Origin of the sequence: Kocuria sp. ICS0012 (genome assembly GCF_001665945.1) — a bacterium.
GTDB classification, from domain to species: domain Bacteria; phylum Actinomycetota; class Actinomycetes; order Actinomycetales; family Micrococcaceae; genus Kocuria; species Kocuria marina.
The window spans coordinates 46,991-66,873 of record NZ_LZMM01000058.1 but is presented as its reverse complement, the minus strand read 5'-3'; the positions used below and the strand labels follow the sequence as shown (position 1 = coordinate 66,873).

General features: G+C 68.8%; 11 protein-coding genes and 1 tRNA gene. 2 read left to right on the top strand and 10 right to left on the bottom strand.

Annotation, left to right across the window (positions count from 1 at the left end):
• From rpsA to A5728_RS09710, 4 genes are all read right to left on the bottom strand, one after another.
• Positions 1–1,241 (bottom strand): 30S ribosomal protein S1 (gene rpsA / locus A5728_RS09725; protein ID WP_064846835.1); only part of this gene is annotated, 1,241 nt, incomplete at its 3' end.
• Positions 1,242–1,426: 185 nt separating this feature from the next.
• Positions 1,427–2,824: a GNAT family N-acetyltransferase gene (locus A5728_RS09720; protein ID WP_064846834.1), complete on the bottom strand. Its 1,398-nt coding sequence runs from the start codon at positions 2,822–2,824 to the stop codon at positions 1,427–1,429.
• A 129-nt stretch (positions 2,825–2,953) separates the two neighbouring features.
• A complete protein-coding gene (gene polA / locus A5728_RS09715) occupies positions 2,954–5,842 on the bottom strand; it encodes a DNA polymerase I (RefSeq protein WP_064846833.1) in 2,889 nt (962 codons plus the stop codon).
• Between the two features lie 136 nt (positions 5,843–5,978).
• Positions 5,979–6,713 carry an ANTAR domain-containing response regulator gene (locus A5728_RS09710; RefSeq protein ID WP_064846832.1) on the bottom strand — a complete coding sequence of 245 codons (735 nt, stop codon included), beginning with the start codon at positions 6,711–6,713 and terminating at the stop codon, positions 5,979–5,981.
• Between the two features lie 195 nt (positions 6,714–6,908).
• Between A5728_RS09710 and A5728_RS09705 the strand changes: the two genes are divergently transcribed.
• Positions 6,909–6,990, top strand: a tRNA-Leu gene (locus A5728_RS09705).
• 241 nt (positions 6,991–7,231) lie between these two features.
• Positions 7,232–7,414, top strand: a complete 183-nt coding sequence (locus tag A5728_RS09700; protein ID WP_064846831.1) for a DUF1801 domain-containing protein — start codon at positions 7,232–7,234, stop codon at positions 7,412–7,414.
• Between the two features lie 398 nt (positions 7,415–7,812).
• Here the strand turns inward: A5728_RS09700 and pyk are convergent, their stop codons facing one another.
• From pyk to A5728_RS09670, 6 genes are all read right to left on the bottom strand, one after another.
• Positions 7,813–9,315 (bottom strand): pyruvate kinase, encoded by a 1,503-nt coding sequence (gene pyk, locus A5728_RS09695; protein WP_064846830.1) that lies wholly within the window; start codon positions 9,313–9,315, stop codon positions 7,813–7,815.
• Between the two features lie 182 nt (positions 9,316–9,497).
• Complete coding sequence (locus tag A5728_RS09690) at positions 9,498–10,961, bottom strand: glutamate synthase subunit beta (protein WP_064846829.1); 1,464 nt, start codon at positions 10,959–10,961, stop codon at positions 9,498–9,500.
• On the bottom strand, positions 10,954–15,669 hold the full coding sequence (gene gltB / locus A5728_RS09685; RefSeq protein WP_231885605.1) for a glutamate synthase large subunit: 4,716 nt from the start codon (positions 15,667–15,669) through the stop codon (positions 10,954–10,956). Before gltB ends, A5728_RS09690 begins: the two co-directional genes overlap by 8 nt.
• A 327-nt stretch (positions 15,670–15,996) precedes the next feature.
• Positions 15,997–16,860 carry a prolipoprotein diacylglyceryl transferase gene (gene lgt / locus A5728_RS09680; protein ID WP_064846828.1) on the bottom strand — a complete coding sequence of 288 codons (864 nt, stop codon included), beginning with the start codon at positions 16,858–16,860 and terminating at the stop codon, positions 15,997–15,999.
• Positions 16,860–17,666 (bottom strand): tryptophan synthase subunit alpha, encoded by an 807-nt coding sequence (gene trpA, locus A5728_RS09675; protein WP_231885607.1) that lies wholly within the window; start codon positions 17,664–17,666, stop codon positions 16,860–16,862. Before trpA ends, lgt begins: the two co-directional genes overlap by 1 nt.
• A 38-nt stretch (positions 17,667–17,704) precedes the next feature.
• Positions 17,705–19,870 carry a bifunctional phosphoribosylanthranilate isomerase/tryptophan synthase subunit beta gene (locus A5728_RS09670; RefSeq protein WP_064846827.1) on the bottom strand — a complete coding sequence of 722 codons (2,166 nt, stop codon included), beginning with the start codon at positions 19,868–19,870 and terminating at the stop codon, positions 17,705–17,707.
• Between the last annotated feature and the right edge of the window lie 13 nt (positions 19,871–19,883).

Genomic DNA, 19,883 nt, shown 5'->3' with positions numbered 1-19,883 from the left:
CACGCGGCGCGCTGTTCCTCATAACCCTCGATCCACTCGTTGGTCTCGGGATCGAAGCCCTCGGGGTACTTGTAGTTGCCCTGCTCGTCGTACTCGGCGGCCATGCCGTACTGGGCGGGATCGAACTCGGTGGAGTCCGGGTCCACACCCTCGTTGGCCTGCTTGAGGGACAACGAGATCCGGCGGCGGTCCAGGTCGATGTCGATGACCTTGACGAACAGCTCCTCGTTCACGGAGACGACCTGCTCGGCCATGTCCACGTGACGCTGCGCCAGCTCGGAGATGTGCACGAGGCCCTCGATGCCGTCCTCGACGCGAACGAACGCACCGAAGGGAACCAGCTTGGTGACCTTGCCGGGGACGACCTGGCCCAGGGCGTGGGTGCGGGCGAACAGCTGCCACGGATCTTCCTGGGTGGCCTTGAGCGAGAGCGACACACGCTCGCGATCCATGTCCACGTCCAGCACCTCGACGGTGACTTCCTGACCGACCTCGACGACCTCGGAGGGGTGGTCGATGTGCTTCCAGGACAGCTCGGAGACGTGCACCAGACCGTCAACACCGCCGAGGTCCACGAACGCACCGAAGTTGACGATCGAGGACACGGTGCCCGTGCGGACCTGGCCCTTCTGCAGCTGCTGCAGGAAGTTGGCGCGCACCTCGGACTGGGTCTGCTCGAGCCACGCACGGCGGGAGAGCACCACGTTGTTGCGGTTCTTGTCCAGCTCGATGATCTTGGCCTCGAGCTGCTGACCGATGTACGGAGCGAGGTCGCGGACGCGGCGCATCTCCACGAGGGAGGCGGGCAGGAAGCCACGCAGGCCGATGTCCAGGATGAGGCCGCCCTTGACGACCTCGATAACGGTGCCGGTGACGACGCCGTCCTCGTCCTTGACCTTCTCGATGTCGCCCCAGGCGCGCTCGTACTGAGCGCGCTTCTTGGAGAGGATCAGGCGACCTTCCTTGTCCTCCTTGGTGAGGACCAGAGCCTCCACCTCGTCACCCACAGCCACGACGTCATCGGGGTTGATGTCGTGCTTGATGGACAACTCACGAGAGGGGATGACACCTTCGGTCTTGTACCCGATGTCCAGGAGGACCTCGTCGCGGTCGACCTTGACGACGGTGCCTTCCACGAGGTCGCCGTCGTTGAAGTACTTGATGGTCGCGTCGACAGCGGCGAGGAAATCCTCTTCGGTTCCGATGTCGTTGACGGCGACCTGCTGGGTGGTGGTGGTCATGTAGTAGGGACTCCGATGAAATTGATGTGATGGTTTGGTGTCACCAACCCCGCCCTGTGGGGCGCACCGGATTGGCGACGTCACGCTTGATGTGGGCGTGCGAATACACGCACCGCTCCAGTCTAGGCTCGAAACCGTGCCGGTTCAAGCCTGAAGGGTGCGTCCGCGCGCTGCGCGAGCCGCGCTCAGAACGGGGAGATGCAGTACGGGTGGGTGGGCGTGGACATGAGCGCCTGGATGTCCCGCAGGGCGGCGTCGTCGCGCACGCGCAGCAGCCCCGCGTAGTGCAGCGTGGACGCCTTGACGGCCCCAAGGTACAGCGAGCCGAGCGAATCGACGTTCAGGGCGACGTCCGCGCCGTCGGACAGTTCCACGGCGGGCATGGACTTCCCCGCGAGATCGTCCTGTGTGCGCGGGCGGTCCGCTACGCGTTCCACGCGGGGGGCATCACCGGTGGTGTCGATCTCGTAGATCCCGTCCGCGAAGCCCATGGAGTCCACGACCGACATCCTGACCTTGCGGTGGGACGTGTAGTGCCGGGCGGACAGGGCCGCCACCGGGTCCAGGACGCGCAACCACAGTCGCTCGTAGCGCTTGCGCACGGTGTAGGCGGACATGTCCACCATGCCCCACATGAGCGGGTCTTCCATCTGGGCGCTGTTGTAGCGCACCTCCGTGACGAGGTCCAGGTTGCACAGGTACTCCCACAGGGCGATGCGCACCTGCGAGCTCGGGGACACGAGGTCCACGACCTTCAGGTACCCCTGGAACCCCTGGGTGGAGACGAACTTGTAGCTCACGTAGCCGTCCGCCTCACCCCGGGCGTCGTAGTGCACCGCGGTGCGGATCTCAGGATCCGCGCCCTCCTGGTCCCAGTTCCACCGACCGGAGATAATGTCCCACCACTTCTGAGTGCGCGTGAGGGAGCCCGCCGTCACGCGGTGGAAGCGATCGAAGATGCTCGGCGCCAGCTCGGCCACGGCGTGGTTGTCGGCCATTTCCACCGTGCCCACGGTCGGGGCCTTCAACTGCAACCGCGTGTGCGCGTCCACCGTGATCTCGGTGTTGAACGTGCCCGCACCGAAACCGAAGCGACCGTAGATCGTGGCCTCGGAGGCGGTGAGCGCCGCGATCGGGAACCCCGCCTCGTGGGCCTCGGTCAGGTCGGTGGTCATGAGCCGGCGCAACAGTCCTCGCCGGGCATGGGTTGGGCGCACCGTGACCTCAGAGACCAACCACGCGGGCACGCTGCGCCCTTCCCCGAGCGTCAGCTCCGAGTCCCACGAGCAGAACGTGGCCACGGGTCGCTCGGCCCCCAGCGCGGCTGTGGGCACGGGGTCCGCGGTGTATGCGGCGCGGAACCGGGTGCCAGCGGCGCGCATCGATCGCAGGTTGCGCTCGGTGGCCTCCTGCCCCGGTTCACGGCCGTGGAACCCCTGGGCGACCGCCCGGTTCCACTCCACGAACTCGGGGTTCGCGTCCGTGCCACCCTCGTTCGCGAGAAAGCGGCGCAGGACGTAGTCGTTCCCGCGGGCGCTGTACTCGCTCTCGCGGGTCTGCTCGTGCCGGGGTGTCGCGTTCATGATGCTCCTCGTCGTGACTCGGGCGGTTCGGGTGTGCCATGGCCCGCCGCGCGGTGGCGGGTGTCGTGCTGGGTGCACGGCCTGCTGCGGCGCCGAGCGGCGGGCTGAGTGGTCCGTGCGCTCAGGCGGTCAGTGGGCGGCCTGGTGCCATGTCCGCCCCGTGCCCACGTTGACGTCCAGGGGCACGGTCAGTTCCGCGGCCCCGGCCATCTCGGTGCGCAGGATCTCCTCGACCCGCTCCGTCTCCCCCGGGGCGACCTCCACGATGAGTTCGTCGTGGACCTGCAGCAGCACCCGCGAGCGCAGGTCGTCCTCGCGCAGGGCCCGGTCCACGCCGATCATGGCCTTCTTGATGATGTCCGCGGCCGACCCCTGGATGGGTGCGTTCAGGGCCATGCGCTCGGCGGCCTGGCGGGCCTGGCGGTTGTCGCTCGTGAGGTCCGGGAGGTAGCGGCGTCGCCCGTCGATCGTTTCGGTGTAGCCCTTGGAACGGGCTTCCTCGACGACGCCGCGCAGGAAGTCCCGCACGCCGCCGAAGCGTTCGAAGTAGCCGCTCATCATGGTGCGGGCCTCGTCCACGCCGATGTTCAGCTGCTGGGACAGGCCGTAGGAGCTCAGCCCGTAGACGAGGCCGTAGCTCATGGCCTTGACCTTGGAACGCATCTGAGGGGTGACGTCCTCCGGGGCCACGTCGAACACGCGCGAGCCCACGAACCGGTGCAGGTCCTCCCCGCCACGGAACGCCTCGATCAGCCCCTCGTCCCCGGACAGGTGGGCCATGATCCGCATCTCGATCTGGGAGTAGTCCGCGGTCATGAGGCATTCGAACGGGCCCTGGGAGTCCTCCCCCACCACGAACACGTCGCGGATGCGCTGGCCCTGCTCGGTGCGCACGGGGATGTTCTGCAGGTTGGGACCCGTGGAGGACAGCCGTCCGGTGGCCGCCACGGTCTGCTGGTACGTGGTGTGGATGCGCCCGTCCTCGGCGATCGCGTCCCGCAATCCGGCCACGATCTGCTTGAGCTTGGAGTACTCGCGCCAGTTCATGAGCGCCACGAGGAACCGCGAACCCTGGGTCTCGGGGTCCACGCGTCCGAGCAGGTCCGCGACCGCCGCGGCGTCCGTGGTGTACCCGGTCTTGGTCTTCTTGGTCTTGGGCAGGCCGAGTTCCTCGAACATCACGGCCTGCAGTTGCTTGGTGGAACCCAGGTTGATCTCGTGGTCGATCTGCGCCTGCGCCTGCTCGAAGGCCTGGTCGATCGGTTGCTGGAGGTCGTCGAACAACCGGTCGATACCTGGGCGGTCCATCGCGATCCCCGTGGCCTCCATCCGGGCGAGGATCACCGCGAGGGGCATCTCCAGATCCGTGAGCAGCCCCAGTTGGCCGTCGGCCTCGAGCAGCCCGCGCAGGTGTTCGCTCAACTGCCGGCACGCGGAACCGAGCGTGGCCTGGCGACGCAGTTCGGCGTCGCTCACACCGGCCAGCTCGTCCTGTTCGTCCGACGCGTCCAGCGCGAGTTCGGTCTGTCCGTTTTTCTCCGACGCCGCGGACTCGTCCGCGCGGGGCACCTCCACCTCCAGGTGGTGGCTCAGTTGGGCGTCCAGCTCGTAGGAACGCAGCGCGGGCCGCACGAGGTAGCCGGAGAGCTGGACGTCGTCCACGACACCGGCGAGCTCGATCCCGCGCTGGATCAGACCGTGGTACAGGTCCTTGAGGCCATCCACGATCTTGGGCGCCACCGGATCTGCGAGCCATTCCTCGACGGCGATGGTCAGCTCCTGGTCCGCGGTCACGAGGTCCACGGCGGCACCGCGCTGGTTCATGAGCATGAGGGTGGTCACCTCCGCGCCGGAGGGTGCCTTGGGGTCGTGCGCCAAGCGGCGGACGACGATGGGCACGTCCTTCTCCCCCGCGTCCAGCCAATCGCTGAACTCCTGGGCGGTGCGCACCCGGGTGACGTCGGTGACCTCGGGAACCGTGGCGCCGGCGTCGTCGGAAGCGTGGGAACCGAAGGCCTCGAGCAGACGCCCGCGCAACTGGGCACCGAACTCGAGCTCGTCGAAGACCACGCCGACCCGCTCGGGATCGGCCTCGGGCAATACCGCGTGATCCAGGTCCACGCCGAGGGGCAGGTCCGTGACCAGGCGGTTGAGTTTGCGGTTGCGCCGCACGAGGTCCTCGTGCTCGCGCAGGGCCTCGCCCTTCTTGCCGGTGATCCGGTCCGCATGCTCGAGCAGCGATTCCACGGGACCGTAGGACGTGATCCACTTGGCCGCGAAGCCGGGACCCACGCCCGGCACACCCGGTAGGTTGTCCGCGGTCTCCCCCGTCAGCGCGGCGAGGTCCGGGTAGTTCTGCGGGGCGACCTTGTACTTCTCGAAGACCGCCTGCGCGTCCATGCGGCGCAGGTCCGACGGCGTGCGGCCCGGGTAGACCACCGTCACGTGGTCCGTGATCATCTGGAACGCGTCCCGGTCACCCGAGAACACGAGCACCTCGAAGTCCTCGGCGGCGGCCGTGGTGGCGAGCGTGGCCAGGACATCGTCCGCCTCGTGGCCCTCGCTCGTGACGATCGGAATGCCAACAGCCTCGAGGATGCGTCGGATGTTGGGGACCTGTCCGTGGAACTCCTCCGGGGTCTCGTCCCGGCCGCCCTTGTACTCCCCGTACTCCTGGGAGCGCAGGGTAGGGCCCTCGAGGTCGAAGGAGACGACCAGGTGGGTGGGCTTCTCCTCGCGCACGAGCTTGACCATGGTGTTCACAAATCCGTAGACGCCCTCGGTGTGGACGCCGTCGGACGTCACGAAACCGGGGCCCCCACCGTACTCGGCGGCGCGGGAGAGCGCGAAGAATGCGCGGAACGCCAGGGAGTGCCCGTCGATCAGTAGCAAGCGCTTCTCGGGCCGGGACACCGGAACGGGCAGCGAGACCTCCTGCGGGTGCTCGGTCTTCTCACCGATCACCACGGTGCGGGTCTCAGGGGCGTCCTGGCTGGCCTGCTTGCTCGTCTCAGTCACGGCTCCATCCTAGGGCCACCCCCGGAAAGGCACAGGCCCCGGCGGAACACGGGCTCGGGCGCGGGACGCCGCACGGCCAGGGACAGCTTCGGGCGCGTTCCGCGTGCGGCCCGGGACGATCTGGGCCCCGGGGGCGTCAGGCCACCTGGCTGATGATCGCCTCGGCCACCTCGCGCATCGACAGCCTGCGATCCATGGACGTCTTCTGGATCCAGCGGAACGCCTCGGGCTCGGACAGACCCATCTTGGTCTGCAGCAGCGACTTGGCGCGTTCCACGAGCTTGCGCGTGGCGAACTGTTCCTTCATGTCCGCGACCTCGCTCTCGAGGGCCGTGATCTCCTCGAAACGAGACATCGCGATCTCGATCGCGGGCACCACGTCGTCCACGGTGAACGGCTTGACCACGTACGCCATGGCGCCGGCCTCCCGCGCACGCTCCACGAGCTCGCGCTGGCTGAACGCGGTGAGCAGTACCACGGGCGCGATCCGGTCCTGCGCGATCTGCTCCGCGGCGGTGATCCCGTCCATCACGGGCATCTTCACGTCCATGAGCACGAGGTCCGGGCGGTGCTCGGAGGCCAGGGCGACGGCGCGCTCCCCGTTCTCCGCCTGCGCCACCACGCGGTACCCGGCGTCCTCGAGCATCTCGACGATGTCCATGCGGATCAGCGCCTCGTCCTCCGCGACGACGACCGTCTTGGCTCCGGAACCCTGCGCCTCGGAACGGGCGGCGTGGTCCTGGGCGGGCGCGGCGTCGACGTGAGTCGTCTCGGCGCGGGCGGTGTCGGGCTGCGCGACGCCAGGGTCTGCGGCGCCCGACCGTTGTGCCCCGGGCGCAGTGGGCTCCGGGGTGTTCGACGAATCCGTCACGGGGACTCCTAGGTTTGGGGATAACTTGGTCGTGTCGACACGGCATCCAACCACGAGTGCCGCGAACGCGCCTGATGGGACACAGCACACCCCCGGGCGCGGAAGGGGCGGACCGGTCTCCAGCCTAGACCCATCATGTATGCTGTTATCCGCACCGGCGGCGGTGGCCCGCACTACGGTCCCCTTCCCGGACATGCCCAAGTGGCGGAATTGGCAGACGCGCTGCACTCAAAATGCAGTATGGAGACATGTGTGGGTTCGAGTCCCACCTTGGGCACGACAACTCGCTCCGTCGGAGCACCTTTGGAACGGCCTCGCACCCGCGGGGCCGTTTTTCGTGGCCGAACACAGGGCGAATGCACGGGGGTCGTGGGTCTTCCCGCATCCGTGGTCGGGCGGGTGGGTGGACCGGTCGGAAACCTGTCAGCAATGGGGAGACCCGCCCGTGGTCGACTTCCCAGGATGGGGCCGACAGCCTGAGCACCTCCGACACAGCTCACACCACGACGGGAGACTCCATGCCGATGCCCAAGCGGATCGATGCCGAGGACTATTCCGCTCAACTGGAGCCCCACCAACGTCCCCACATCGAGGCGCTTCGAGACCTCAGCCGTGGCGTGGCGCCGCACGCGCGGGAGGTCCTGAAGTGGAACCAGCCCACGTACGTGCTCGACGACAACACCACTCTGTGCATGCTGTAGAACTTCAAGCACCACTGCTCCCTGCGGTCCACCCCCGAGTTCTTCGCACCCCACCAGTCACGGGTAGCGGCTGTGGGGGAGGAGTACGGCGCCGGGTTCATCAAGCTTCCCTACGACCGGCCCCTGCCCATCACGCTGCTCGAATCCCTCATGCGGGACCGGCTCCCCGATCAAGGCACGTAGCAAAACCTTTCGGAGACCGTAGGGCCCCAGCCGCTGTTCGCGCGATCGATCAGCGTCCACGGTCAGCACGCAGAGTGGAGTAAAGGCAGCTCGGACGGCGTCCGGACTGCCTTTACTCCACTAGAACATCGGGTCGACACCCACACGCAGATGCCGCGACGAGAACAGCTCGCAGCGGTCCGCCATACGGCCGACCCGCGTGGGTCAGCGACCGATCACGGCTCCCGCCACGTGGCGGAACCGGCCATGCCGCCCCACGGCCCCACGCGCTCGCGGGGTTCGCGCTGGGGTGCCTCGCCGGCGTCCTGGAGGTCGCCCACGCGGTGCACCTTCACGAGGTTGGTGGACCCGGCGTGGCCCGGGGGCGAACCGGCGCAGATGATGACCATGTCCTCGGTGTTGGCGAGATCATGCTGGAGCAGGTAGTGGTCCACCTGACGAGTCATGTCGTCGGTGTGCTCCACGCGATCCACCCGGATGGGCTGGACGCCCCACAGCAACTGCAGCCACGCCTGCACGCTCTTCTCGGGGGTGAACGCGAGGATCGGGCGTTCCGGGCGCAACCGGGACAACCGGCGGGCCGAGTCACCCGTCTGGGTGAACGTGCAGATGTAGTTCACGTCCAGCTGCCGGGCGATGGTCACCGCCGCACGGGTGATGGCGCCGCCGCGCGTGCGGGGCTCGGTGCCCAGCGGGGGCATGCGGTCCATGCCCTGCGTCTCGGTGGCCAGGATGATGTTCGACATGGTCTCGAGCGTCTTGATGGGGTACTTGCCCACCGAGGTCTCGCCCGAGAGCATCACGGCGTCCGCGCCGTCGAGCACGGCGTTCGCGCAGTCCGAGGCCTCGGCGCGCGTGGGGCGCGGGTTGTCGATCATGGACTCGAGCACCTGGGTGGCCACGATCACGGGCTTCGCCCAGCGGCGGGCGAGCTCGATCGCGCGCTTCTGCACGATCGGCACGGCCTCCAGCGGCAGCTCCACACCGAGGTCGCCGCGGGCAACCATGATGCCGTCGAACGCGTCGATGATCTCGTGCAGCGCATCCACGGCCTGAGGCTTCTCGATCTTGGCGATCACGGGGATCTTGCGATCCTCCTCCGCCATGATCTCGTGCACCCGGGTGATGTCCTGGGCGTCCCGCACGAAGGACAGCGCGATGATGTCGACGCCGCGCTGCAGGGCCCAGCGCAGGTCCGCCTCGTCCTTCTCGCTCAGTGCGGGGACGTTGACGGCCACGCCGGGGAGGTTGATGCCCTTGTGGTCGGACACGGTCCCGGCGACCACGACCTCGGTGGTGACGGCGGTGTCCGACACGGCCGTGGCGCGCAGGGCGACCTTGCCGTCGTCGATCAGCAGCGGGTCCCCCACGTTGACGTCGCCGGGCAGGCCCTTGTGGGTCGTGGAGCACAGCTCCTTGGAGCCGGGGACGTCCTCGATCGTGATCGTGAAGGTGTCACCCACGTCCAGCGCATGGGGGCCGTCCGCGAAGTTGCCCAGCCGGATCTTGGGCCCCTGCAGGTCCGCGAGGATCGCGACCGTGGTGCCCAGCTCTTCGCTGGCCCGGCGCAGGTTCTCGTAGGACGTATTGTGCACGGTGTGGTCACCGTGACTCATGTTGAGGCGAGCCACGTTCATTCCGGCCTGGATCGCCTGGGTGACGTTCTCGTACGAGGAGATGGCGGGGCCGATGGTGGCCACGATCTTCGCTCGACGCATGGGTGACTCCCTTTCGAATGGCGGATGGTTGGTGCATATGACGAAGCGGCCGGGTCGAGCAGCCTGGTGCTGCCCGCCCGCGGCCGCTTCGCCGATGTCCGTTCCTACCTTAGCAACGAGCCCTGGGAATTGATATGGCTGGACTCATGGCGGGTGCCGGGAGGATCACGGATGCGTGCGGGTCACAGGCTCAGGTCGATCGCCCGCTCGGACGGGGTCACGGGTTCTGGCAACCGGGTCTGGCCTGTAAGGTGGCGTTCCACGTGAGCGGCGCACGCCCGGCCCTCCGCGATGGCCCACACCACGAGGGACTGCCCACGACCTGCGTCACCGCACGAGAACACCCCGTCCACGGCGGTCATGTAGGTCTCGTCCCGCGCCACGTTGTCCCGGGAGTCCAGCGCCACGGGTAGCTGCTCGGTGAGCTCGCGGGACTCATTGCCCGTGAATCCCAGGGCGAGCAGGATCAGGTCCGCAGGCAACACCTTCTCGGTGCCGGCCACGGGACCGCGGGAGCCGTCCTCGCGGTACTCGGTCTCCGCCACGCGCAGTCCCGTGACCCGGCCGTCCTGCCCCACGAACTCCACCGTGGAGGCCAGGTACGTTCGTTCGCCGCCCTCCTCGTGGGACGTGGAGACCTCGAAGACCCGGGGCATCATGGGCCACGGTTCCTCGTCCGCGCGGTCCACGGGAGGCTTGCGACCGATCGCGAGCGACGTCACGGACGCCGCACCCTGGCGCAGCGCGGTGCCGATGCAGTCGGAACCGGTGTCACCGCCGCCCAACACGATCACGTGCTTGCCGCGCGCGTCGATGGGGTCGGGGACGTGGTCCTCGGCCACCAGGTGATTGGCTCGCACGAGGAAGTCCATGGCGTAGTGGATCCCCGCGAGCTCACGGCCGGGGATCGCGAGCTCACGGGGCCGCGTGGCACCCGTGGCCACGATCACGGCGTCGTAACGCCTGCGCAGCGCGTCCCACGTGATGTCCGTGCCGATCTCCACGCCCGGGCGGAACTTGGTGCCCTCCTGGCGCATGATCTCGAGCCGGCGTTCGAGCACGGACTTCTCGAGCTTGAAGTCGGGGATGCCATAGCGCAGCAGACCGCCGATCCGGTCGTCCCGTTCGTACACGGCCACCGTGAACCCCGCCTGCGTGAGCTGCTGGGCCGCCGCGAGTCCGGCGGGACCGGAACCGACCACCGCGACCGTCTTGCCCACGAGCCGCTGCGGGACGTAGGGCTTGATGAGGTCGTCGTCGAACGCCTTCTCGCCGATCGCGTACTCGACCTGCTTGATGGTCACGGGCTCCTGGTTGATCCCGAGCACGCACGAGGACTCGCACGGCGCGGGGCACACGCGCCCGGTGAACTCCGGGAAGTTGTTGGTCGCGTGCATCCGCTCGGAGGCCTCGTCCCACCGGTCACGCCACACGAGGTCGTTCCACTCGGGGATGAGGTTGCCCAGGGGACACCCCTGGTGACAGAACGGCACACCGCAGTCCATACAGCGCCCGGCCTGCTCGTGCAGCGTCCCCGCCTCCTGGCGTTGCTGCACCTCCGCCCAGTCCATGAGGCGCACCGGGACGGGGCGCTTGGGACGGTCCTCGCGTGTGCGGACCTTGAGAAAACCACGGGGATCAGCCACGGCCGGTCACCTCCAGAATCTTGTGCCAGGTGCCGTCGCCGTCCGGGTCGTCCCCGGCGGCTTCGGCCTCGTTGCGCAGTGCGAGCACCGCGGAGTAGTCCCGCGGCAGCAGTTTGGTGAAGCGCGACATCGTGCGGTCCGGGTCCGCGAGCAGTTGACGCGCGAACTCGGACCCGGTCTCCTCACCGTGGCGCTTGATGAGGTCGGCGAGCAACTCACGGTCGTTGGCGTCCGGGTGCTCGAGGTGCAGTTCACCGCTCTCGCGGGCCTGCTTGTTCACGTCCCGCTCGTCCAGGTCCAGCACGTATGCCACACCGCCGGACATCCCGGCCCCGAAGTTGCGGCCCGTCTCACCCAGCACCACGGCCACACCCCCGGTCATGTACTCGCAGCCGTGGTCACCGATGCCCTCGACCACCGCGGTGGCCCCGGAATTGCGCACCAGGAAGCGCTCCCCCACGGTGCCGTTGAAGAACATCTCGCCGCTCGTGGCGCCGTAACCGATCACGTTGCCCGCGATCACGTTCTCGTGGGCCACGAACCCGGCGTCGCGCGGGGGCCGCACGACGATCCGTCCGCCGGAAAGACCCTTGCCCGTGTAGTCGTTCGCGTCCCCCTCGAGCCGCAGCGTGATACCGCGGGGCACGAAGGCGCCCAGCGACTGGCCGGCCTGACCGGTCAGGGTCACGTCGATCGTGTCATCCGGCAGTTCCCGGGTCCCGAGCGCGCTGGTCACGGTGTATCCGAGCATCGTGCCCACGGCGCGGTCCGTGTTGATCACGCGTTCCTGTACGCGCACGGGTTCACCGCGTTCGATCGCCGGTTGCGCGAGCGGGATGAGCTTCGTGTCGAAGTGCTTCTCGAGTTCGTGGTCCTGGACGCCGGTATTGCGCAGTCCGCCCGTGACCCCTTCCGCGCGGAACGAATCGAGCACGGGGCTCAGGTCCAGCCCCTTGGCCTTCCAGTGCGCCACGGCCTCCCGCGTGCGCAGTACCTCGGCGTGCCCCACGGCCTCCGCGATGCTGCGGAACCCGAGTTCGGCGAGGATCTCGCGCACCTCTTGGGCAATGAACTCGAAGAAGTTCACCACGTGCTCGGCCTTGCCCGTGAAGCGCTTGCGCAGTTCGGGGTTCTGCGTGGCAACTCCCACGGGGCACGTGTCCAGATGGCACTTGCGCATCATGATGCAGCCCTCCACCACGAGCGGCGCCGTGGCGAAGCCGAATTCCTCGGCGCCCAGCAACGCGGCGACGACGACGTCGCGCCCCGTCTTGAGCTGGCCGTCCGCCTGCACGACCACGCGCTCGCGCAGCCCGTTCAGCCGCAGGGTCTGCTGGGTCTCCGCGAGTCCCAGCTCCCACGGCATGCCCGCGTGCTTGAGCGAGTTCAGGGGCGCCGCGCCCGTGCCGCCGTCGTGGCCGGAGACCAGTACGACGTCGGCCTTGGCCTTGGTCACGCCCGCCGCGACCGTCCCAATCCCGCGTTCCGACACGAGCTTGACGTGCACGCGAGCGCGAGGGTTGGCGTGCTTGAGGTCGTAGATCAGCTGCGCGAGGTCCTCGATCGAGTAGATGTCGTGGTGCGGCGGCGGGGAGATCAGCGAAACCCCCGGGGTCGCGTGGCGCGTGCGCGCGATCCATGGGTAGACCTTCTGCGCCATGAGCTGCCCGCCCTCGCCGGGCTTGGCGCCCTGGGCCATCTTGATCTGCAGGTCGTCCGCGGTCGCGAGGTACAGGCTCGTGACCCCGAACCGGCCAGAGGCCACCTGCTTGATCGCCGAACGCCGCTCGGGGTCGATCAGCCGCTCGACGTCCTCACCGCCCTCGCCCGTGTTGGACTTGGCGCCCAGACGGTTCATGGCGATCGCGAGCGTCTCGTGGGCCTCCGCGGAGATCGAGCCGTAGCTCATGGCACCCGTGGAGAACCGCTTGACGATCTCGCTCACGGGCTCCACCTCGTCGATGTCCACGGGCTCGCGCGTGGACGCGAAACTCATGAGTCCGCGCAGGGTCGCGAGCTCCTTGGCCTGGTCGTCCACACGGGACGTGTAGGACTTGAAGATGTCGTAGCGGCCCGTGCGGGTCGCGTGCTGCAACCGGAAGACCGTGTGCGGGTCGAACAGGTGCCGCGGTCCCTCGCGGCGCCAGTCGTACTCGCCGCCCGTGGCGAGGTCCCGGTGCGGTTCGGTGACGCCGTCCTCCGGATAGGCCAGGCGGTGTCGGGACTGGATCTCCGCGGCGATCACGTCCAGACCCACACCCTCGATCTGGGTCCGTGTGCCCGCGAAGTAGTCGTCCACGAGCTCGCTCGACAGGCCCAGGGCCTCGAACGTCTGCGCACCGCAGTACGACTGCACGGTGGAGATGCCCATCTTGGACATGATCTTCTGCACGCCCTTGCCCAGCGCCTTGATGAGGTTCGCCACGGCCTGTTCTTCCGTGACCCCCCGGATCTCCCCGCGGCGCACGAGTTCCTCGGCGGATTCCATGGCCAGGTAGGGGTTCACGGCCGACGCCCCGTAGCCCAGCAGCAGGGCCACGTGGTGGACCTCCCGCACGTCCCCCGATTCCACGATCAGGGCCACCTTGGTGCGGGTTGCCGAGCGCAACAGGTGGTGGTGCACGGCGGAGGTCAGCAGCAGGGACGGGATGGGAGCCCACACGCCGTTGGAGTCCCGGTCGGAGATGATGACGAACTGCACCCCGCGGTTCACGGCCGCGGAGACCTTCTCGCAGATCTCCGCGATCCGGGCCCGCAGCGAGTCCGCACCGTCCACGGGACGGTACAGCCCGCGCACGCGCAGGCTCAGGGGCACGCCGTCGTCGTCCAGGTGCACGAACTGGTCCAGCTGGTCGTTGTCGATCACCGGGAAGTTCAGCTGGATCTGGCGCGTCCGGGTCTGCTGCGTGGAGAGCATGTTGGCCATGGGCCCCACGGCACCGGCCATGGACGTGACGAGTTCCTCGCGGATCGCGTCGAGCGGCGGGTTGGTCACTTGCGCGAAGGACTGCACGAAGTAGTCGAACAACAGCCGCGAGCGGTTGGACAGCACCGCCACGGGCGTGTCCGTGCCCATCGCGTAGATGGGCTCGGCGCCGGCCGCGGCCATGGGACCGATGATCAGCTTGAGCTCTTCCTCGGTGTAGCCGAAGGTCTTCTGCCGTAACCGGATGGAGTGCGGCGGGTGGGTCATGTGCTCGCGTTCGGGCAGCTCCGTGATGGGCAGCACTGAGTCCCGCACCCAGTCCTGCCACGGCTTGGTGGCGGCGAGTTCGGCCTTGATCTCGCTGTCCTCCACGATCCGGCCCTCGTCCGTGTCCACGAGGAACATGGTCCCCGGGGACACCCGGCCCTTGCGGACGACGACGCGCTCCCCCACGTCCACGACGCCCACCTCGGACGCGAAGATCACCAGACCGTCGTCGGTCTGCCAGAACCGCCCCGGGCGCAACCCGTTACGGTCCAGGACCGAGCCCACGCGCACGCCGTCCGTGAAGGACACGCACGCGGGACCGTCCCACGGCTCCATGAGCGTGGCGTGGTACTGGTAGAAAGCCTTGAGCTGCGGATCCATGGTCTCATGGTTCTGCCACGCCTCCGGGATCAGCATGAGCATGGTCTCGGTCACGGGCCGGCCCGCGAGCTGGAGCAGCTCGGCAACCTCGTCGAGCGACTGCGAGTCGGACGCGCCCTCCGAGCAGATGGGGAACAGGTCCTCGGGCTGGCGGCCCAGCACGGCCCCGGACAGCGAGGACTGGCGTGCGCGCATCCAGTTGCGGTTGCCCACCACGGTGTTGATTTCACCGTTGTGCGCGAGCGTTCGCATGGGCTGGGCGAGCGGCCAGGACGGGAACGTATTGGTGGAGAAGCGCGAGTGCACCACCGCGAGCTTGGTCGTGAACCGCGGATCGGACAGGTCCGGGTAGAACGGTTCGAGCTGAGCCGTGGTGAGCATGCCCTTGTACACGAGCGTGCGGGACGAGAAGGACGGGAAGTACACCCCGAACTTGTTCTGCGCGCGCTTGCGCACGCGGAACGCCTTCTGGTCCAGTTCGAGCTGGGCGGCCACGGGATCGTAGGACGTTGCGTCCTGCGCAAACAGGGACGCCGCCCGCTCGTTGTGACTGCTATCGGAGACGAAGAACTGCACGAACGTTGGCATCACGGCGCGCGCGGACGCGCCCACGGCGTCGTCGACCACGGGGACGTCCCGCCAGCCCAGGACCGTGAGGCGTTCCATGCGGGCGAGTTCCTCGAGCGAGCGCTTGAGCTCCTCGAGGTGCTTACCGCCGGTGGGCATGAACGCCGTGCCCACCACGTAGGCCCCCTGGGGCGGCAGCGGGAAGTCCACCACCTCGCGCAGGAACTCGTCCGGGATCTGGGTCAGCAGACCGGCGCCGTCCCCGGTGCCCTCGTCCCCACCCACCGCACCGCGGTGCTCGAGGTTGCGCAGGGCCGTGAGCGCGGCGTCCACGATGTCGTGGGAGGCCACGCCGTCCAGGGTGGCCACGACGGCCAGACCGCACGCGTCCTTCTCGTCCTCCGAGCGGTACAGGCCCTGATCCTCGGGCACTGCCGAGAAACGCTCGAACGGGGACACCGGTTCGGCGGCGTCGCGTGGTTCGGGTGCGTCCCGGTGGACGGGATCCGTGGTGCTCACGCGATGCTGCTCGCGGGAGTTCGGGGCTGCTATCTGGTCACTGCTCATGGCGGTACTCCTCACCAAGGGCCGGCAGGTCGAATGCGTCGGACGAGGCCCGGGGAGCACTCGGTGGGTGCGCAGCGGGCGACGCGGGATCCAGGTGACGCGCGTGTCCGCCCCGTTGCGGAAGGAAGCGGCCCGTGGGCCGTGGATCGAACCGGCGGGTCCCACGGATGAGCGGGACAGGCACGGTGCTCGGGTAATTTACCACGTAGGCCACGTCACACGAACATGCGTGACGGATCGCACGGACGACGACGCGGGCCCCGCGGAGTCGTGAAGAGCTCTGCGGGGCCCGCGTGCGGCGCCGTGGTCGGAGACCCGGAGGACGCGTCAGGAACGCACGGCCCGGGCAGGCTCGGCCGCTGCCCCGGCACGAGAGCGGGCACGCCTACCCAGGACCGCGAAGAGGATGATGCCCGCGATGACGATCAGCAGCGAGGTCCACACGTGCACGCGCACACCGGCGATCATCAGGGCCGGGTCCACGCGCAGGAACAGCTCGATGAGCAGTCGCCCGATCCCGTAGTAGATCATGTACAGCGCGAATATGCGCCCGTGCGGGTCCCGCATGCGGCGGTCGATTGCGAGCAGCAGCACCACACCCAGCAGGTTCCACAGGCTCTCATACAGGAACGTGGGGTGGAACAGCGTGTCCGCGGGCAGCCCCGCGGGGAAGTTCGGGGACGCCGGGGAGATCTCGAGCCCCCACGGCAGTGTGGTGGGTCTGCCGAACAGTTCCTGGTTGAACCAGTTGCCCCACCGTCCCACGGCCTGGGCAAGCAGGAGTCCGGGGGCCACGCAGTCCGCGAACACGGCGAGCGACAACCCGTTCTTGCGCGAGACGAGCCACGCGGCCACGGCGCCGAACAGCACGGCACCCATGATGCCGAGTCCGCCCTCCCAGATCCGGAAGACGGCCAGAGGGTCCGCGCCGGGCCCGAAGTACCCGGCGGGGTCCGTGATCAGCACGTGGTAGGCGCGCGCCCCCACGATCCCGGCGAGCACCGCCCAGAACACGATGTCCCACAGTACGTCCGGGTCCTGACCGCACTGCTTCCAGCGCCGCATGGTGAGCCAGATGGCCAGGGCCATGCCGAGCAGGATGCACAGCGCGTAGAAGTGCACCGTGAGCGGCCCCAGGTGGATGCTGCTGATGCTCGGGGACGGGATGGAGGCGGGCAACACCGGCGGCATCAGTCGCGTCCCGCGAGGTGCGCGGCGAGCTCACCCACGGCCTGCGGTCCGCCCTCACCGAGCGCGCGCACGAGAGCCGTGCCCACGATCACGCCGTCCGCGTACGCCCCGATCTCCAGCACGTGCTCGCGGCTGGACACCCCCAGACCCACGCACACCCGCTCCGCACCGGCCCCGCGTGCGCGGGCGACGACGTCCTCGGCGGCCGAGGACACCTGGTCCCGAGTCCCGGTCACGCCCATCACGGACACCGCGTACACGAAGCCGGAGGCCGCGCTCACAGTCATGTCCATGCGCTCACGGGTGGTGGACGGGGCCACCAGGAAGATCCGGTCCAGACCGTGCTCTTCGGAGGCCGCGAACCATTCCGAGGCCTCGTCCGGGATCAGGTCCGGGGTGATGATCCCGGCTCCCCCGGCGTCCTTGAGCCGGCGCGCGAACTCGTCCACCCCCGCCTGCAGCACGGGGTTCCAGTACGTCATCACCACGGGGACCGCGTCCGTCTGCTCGGCGACGGCGCGCACCACGGTGAACGCGTCCTCAACCCGGAAACCGTTGGCGAGCGCCTGGGTGGTCGCCGCCTGGATGACCGGTCCGTCCATCACGGGGTCCGAGTAGGGGATGCCGATCTCGATGATGTCCGCGCCGTTGCGACCCAGCGCCACGGCGGCGGCGGCGGACTCCTCGACGGTGGGGTACCCGGCGGGCAGATAGCCCACGAGGGCCGGGCGGCCCTCGGCCTTACACTGTTCGATCCGCCGCGACAGCGCGGAGTCCGCGCTGCGCGTGAGGTCACGCGGGACGATGCGTTCGGTCAAGCCCGCAGGGGTGTGGTCGGTGGTGCTCACAGTTGTTCGCCTTTCTGCGCCACGCGTTCCTCGTGGCTGTCCTGCGGGAGGAGGTCGAACCATTCCCCCGCGGTGGCCACGTCCTTGTCGCCGCGCCCGGAGAGCGAGACCACGATGATCTTCTGCGCCGCTTCCTCGGGCCCGAGTTCCGCGACCCAGCGGGCAGCGACCTCGCGGGCGCCGGCGAGCGCGTGGGAGGACTCGATGGCCGGGAGGATGCCCTCGGTGCGGCACAGCAGCCGGAAGGCGTCCATGGCCTGGACGTCCGTGACCGCTTCGTAGTTCACGCGCCCGATCGAGTGCAGGTAGGAGTGTTCCGGCCCCACGGCGGGGTAGTCCAGGCCGGCGGAGATCGAGTGGGACTCCACGGTCTGCCCGTCCGGGTCCTGCATGAGGAACGTCTTGGCGCCGTGCAGCACGCCCGGTCGGCCCAGTGTGATGGTCGCGGCGTGGCGGCCGGTCTGCACGCCGTCACCCCCGGCCTCGTTGCCGTAGAGCTGCACGGACTCATCGTCCAGGAAACCGTGGAAGATCCCGATGGCGTTGGACCCGCCGCCCACGCACGCGGTCACGGCGTCCGGGAGGCGGCCTGCCTGCTCGAGGATCTGCGCGCGGGCCTCCTCACCGATCTGTTCGTGGAAGTAGCGGACCATAGCCGGGAACGGGTGCGGTCCGGCGGCGGTGCCGAGCAGGTAGTGAGTGGTCTCCACGGACGCGACCCAGTCCCGCAGGGCCTCGTTGATCGCGTCCTTGAGGGTGCGGGAACCGTTCTTCACGGCCACGACCTCCGCTCCCAGCAGCCGCATGCGCGCGACGTTGAGCGCTTGGCGGCGCGTGTCCTCCTCGCCCATGTACACGCAGCACTCCATGCCGAACAGAGCCGCTGCGGTGGCCGTGGCCACACCGTGCTGGCCCGCGCCTGTCTCGGCGATCAGCCGTGTCTTGCCCATGCGCCGGGCCAACAGGGCCTGCCCCAGCACGTTGTTGATTTTGTGGGAACCGGTGTGGTTGAGGTCCTCACGCTTGAGGAACACGCGCACCCCGAGTTCCGCGCCGAAGCGCTCGGCCTCGGTGAGCAGGGAGGGCCGGCCGGAGTACTCGCGGGAGAGCCGCTGGAACTCGTCCTGGAAGGTCTCATCCGTACGAGCCTTGTCGAACGTCTCGGTCAGCTCGTCCAGGGCCGCCACGAGGGACTCGGGCATCCACCGGCCACCGAAGTCCCCGAAGTAAGGGCCCGGGGCGTGCCGGAGGGACTCGGCGTCCCGTGCGGAAGCCTCCCCCGAGACCTGGGCCGCGGCGAGTTCCTCCTGCGCGGCGGTCGGGGTGGCCCCAGCCAAGTACTCGGCCCGGGACATTGCGCCGACCTCCCGGAAGCGACCGATGGTCTGCGCGGGGTCCTCGGCGCGCACGAGCACCTCACCGGTCAGCACCGCGTTGGCGCCGTGGCCCGCGTACAACCGGATCTGCTCCTCCCCCAGGACACCGGACTCCGCCACGATTACGGCCTCGCGTGGCAACCGCTCGGCGAGCCGACCGAACGTGTCCACGTCCACGTCCAGGGTCTTGAGGTTGCGGGTGTTCACCCCGATGATCCGCGCACCCACGGCGACGGCGCGATCGATCTCCTCCTCGGTGTGCGTCTCCACGAGCGCATGCATGCCGAGGTGGTGGGTCAGTTCGAGCAGGTCCCGCAGGGTGGCGTCGTCGAGGGCCGCCACGATGAGCAGCACGATGTCCGCACCGTGCGCGCGGGCCTCCCACACCTGGTACTCCTCGACCACGAAGTCCTTGCGCAGCACGGGGATGCCCACGGCGCGGCGCACGGCGTCGAGGTCCGCGAGCGAGCCCCCGAAGCGGCGCTGCTCGGTGAGCACCGAGATCACGGAGGCCCCACCGCGCTCGTACGCGGCGGCCAGCTGCGCCGGGTCCTCGATCGCTGCGAGCGCACCCTTGGACGGGCTCGAGCGCTTGACCTCGGCGATCACCTGCACGGACGCGGGATCCGAACCGCGCAGCGCGGACTCGGCGTCCAGCGCGGGAGTCTGTTCCGCGGCGGCATGGCGCACGTCCTGCAGGGACACCGATGCCTTCCGGGTCTCGAGGTCCTCGCGCACCCCCTCGATGATCCGGTCCAGCACCGTACCGGTGTGCTGCTGCGTCATGCGATTCCTCACT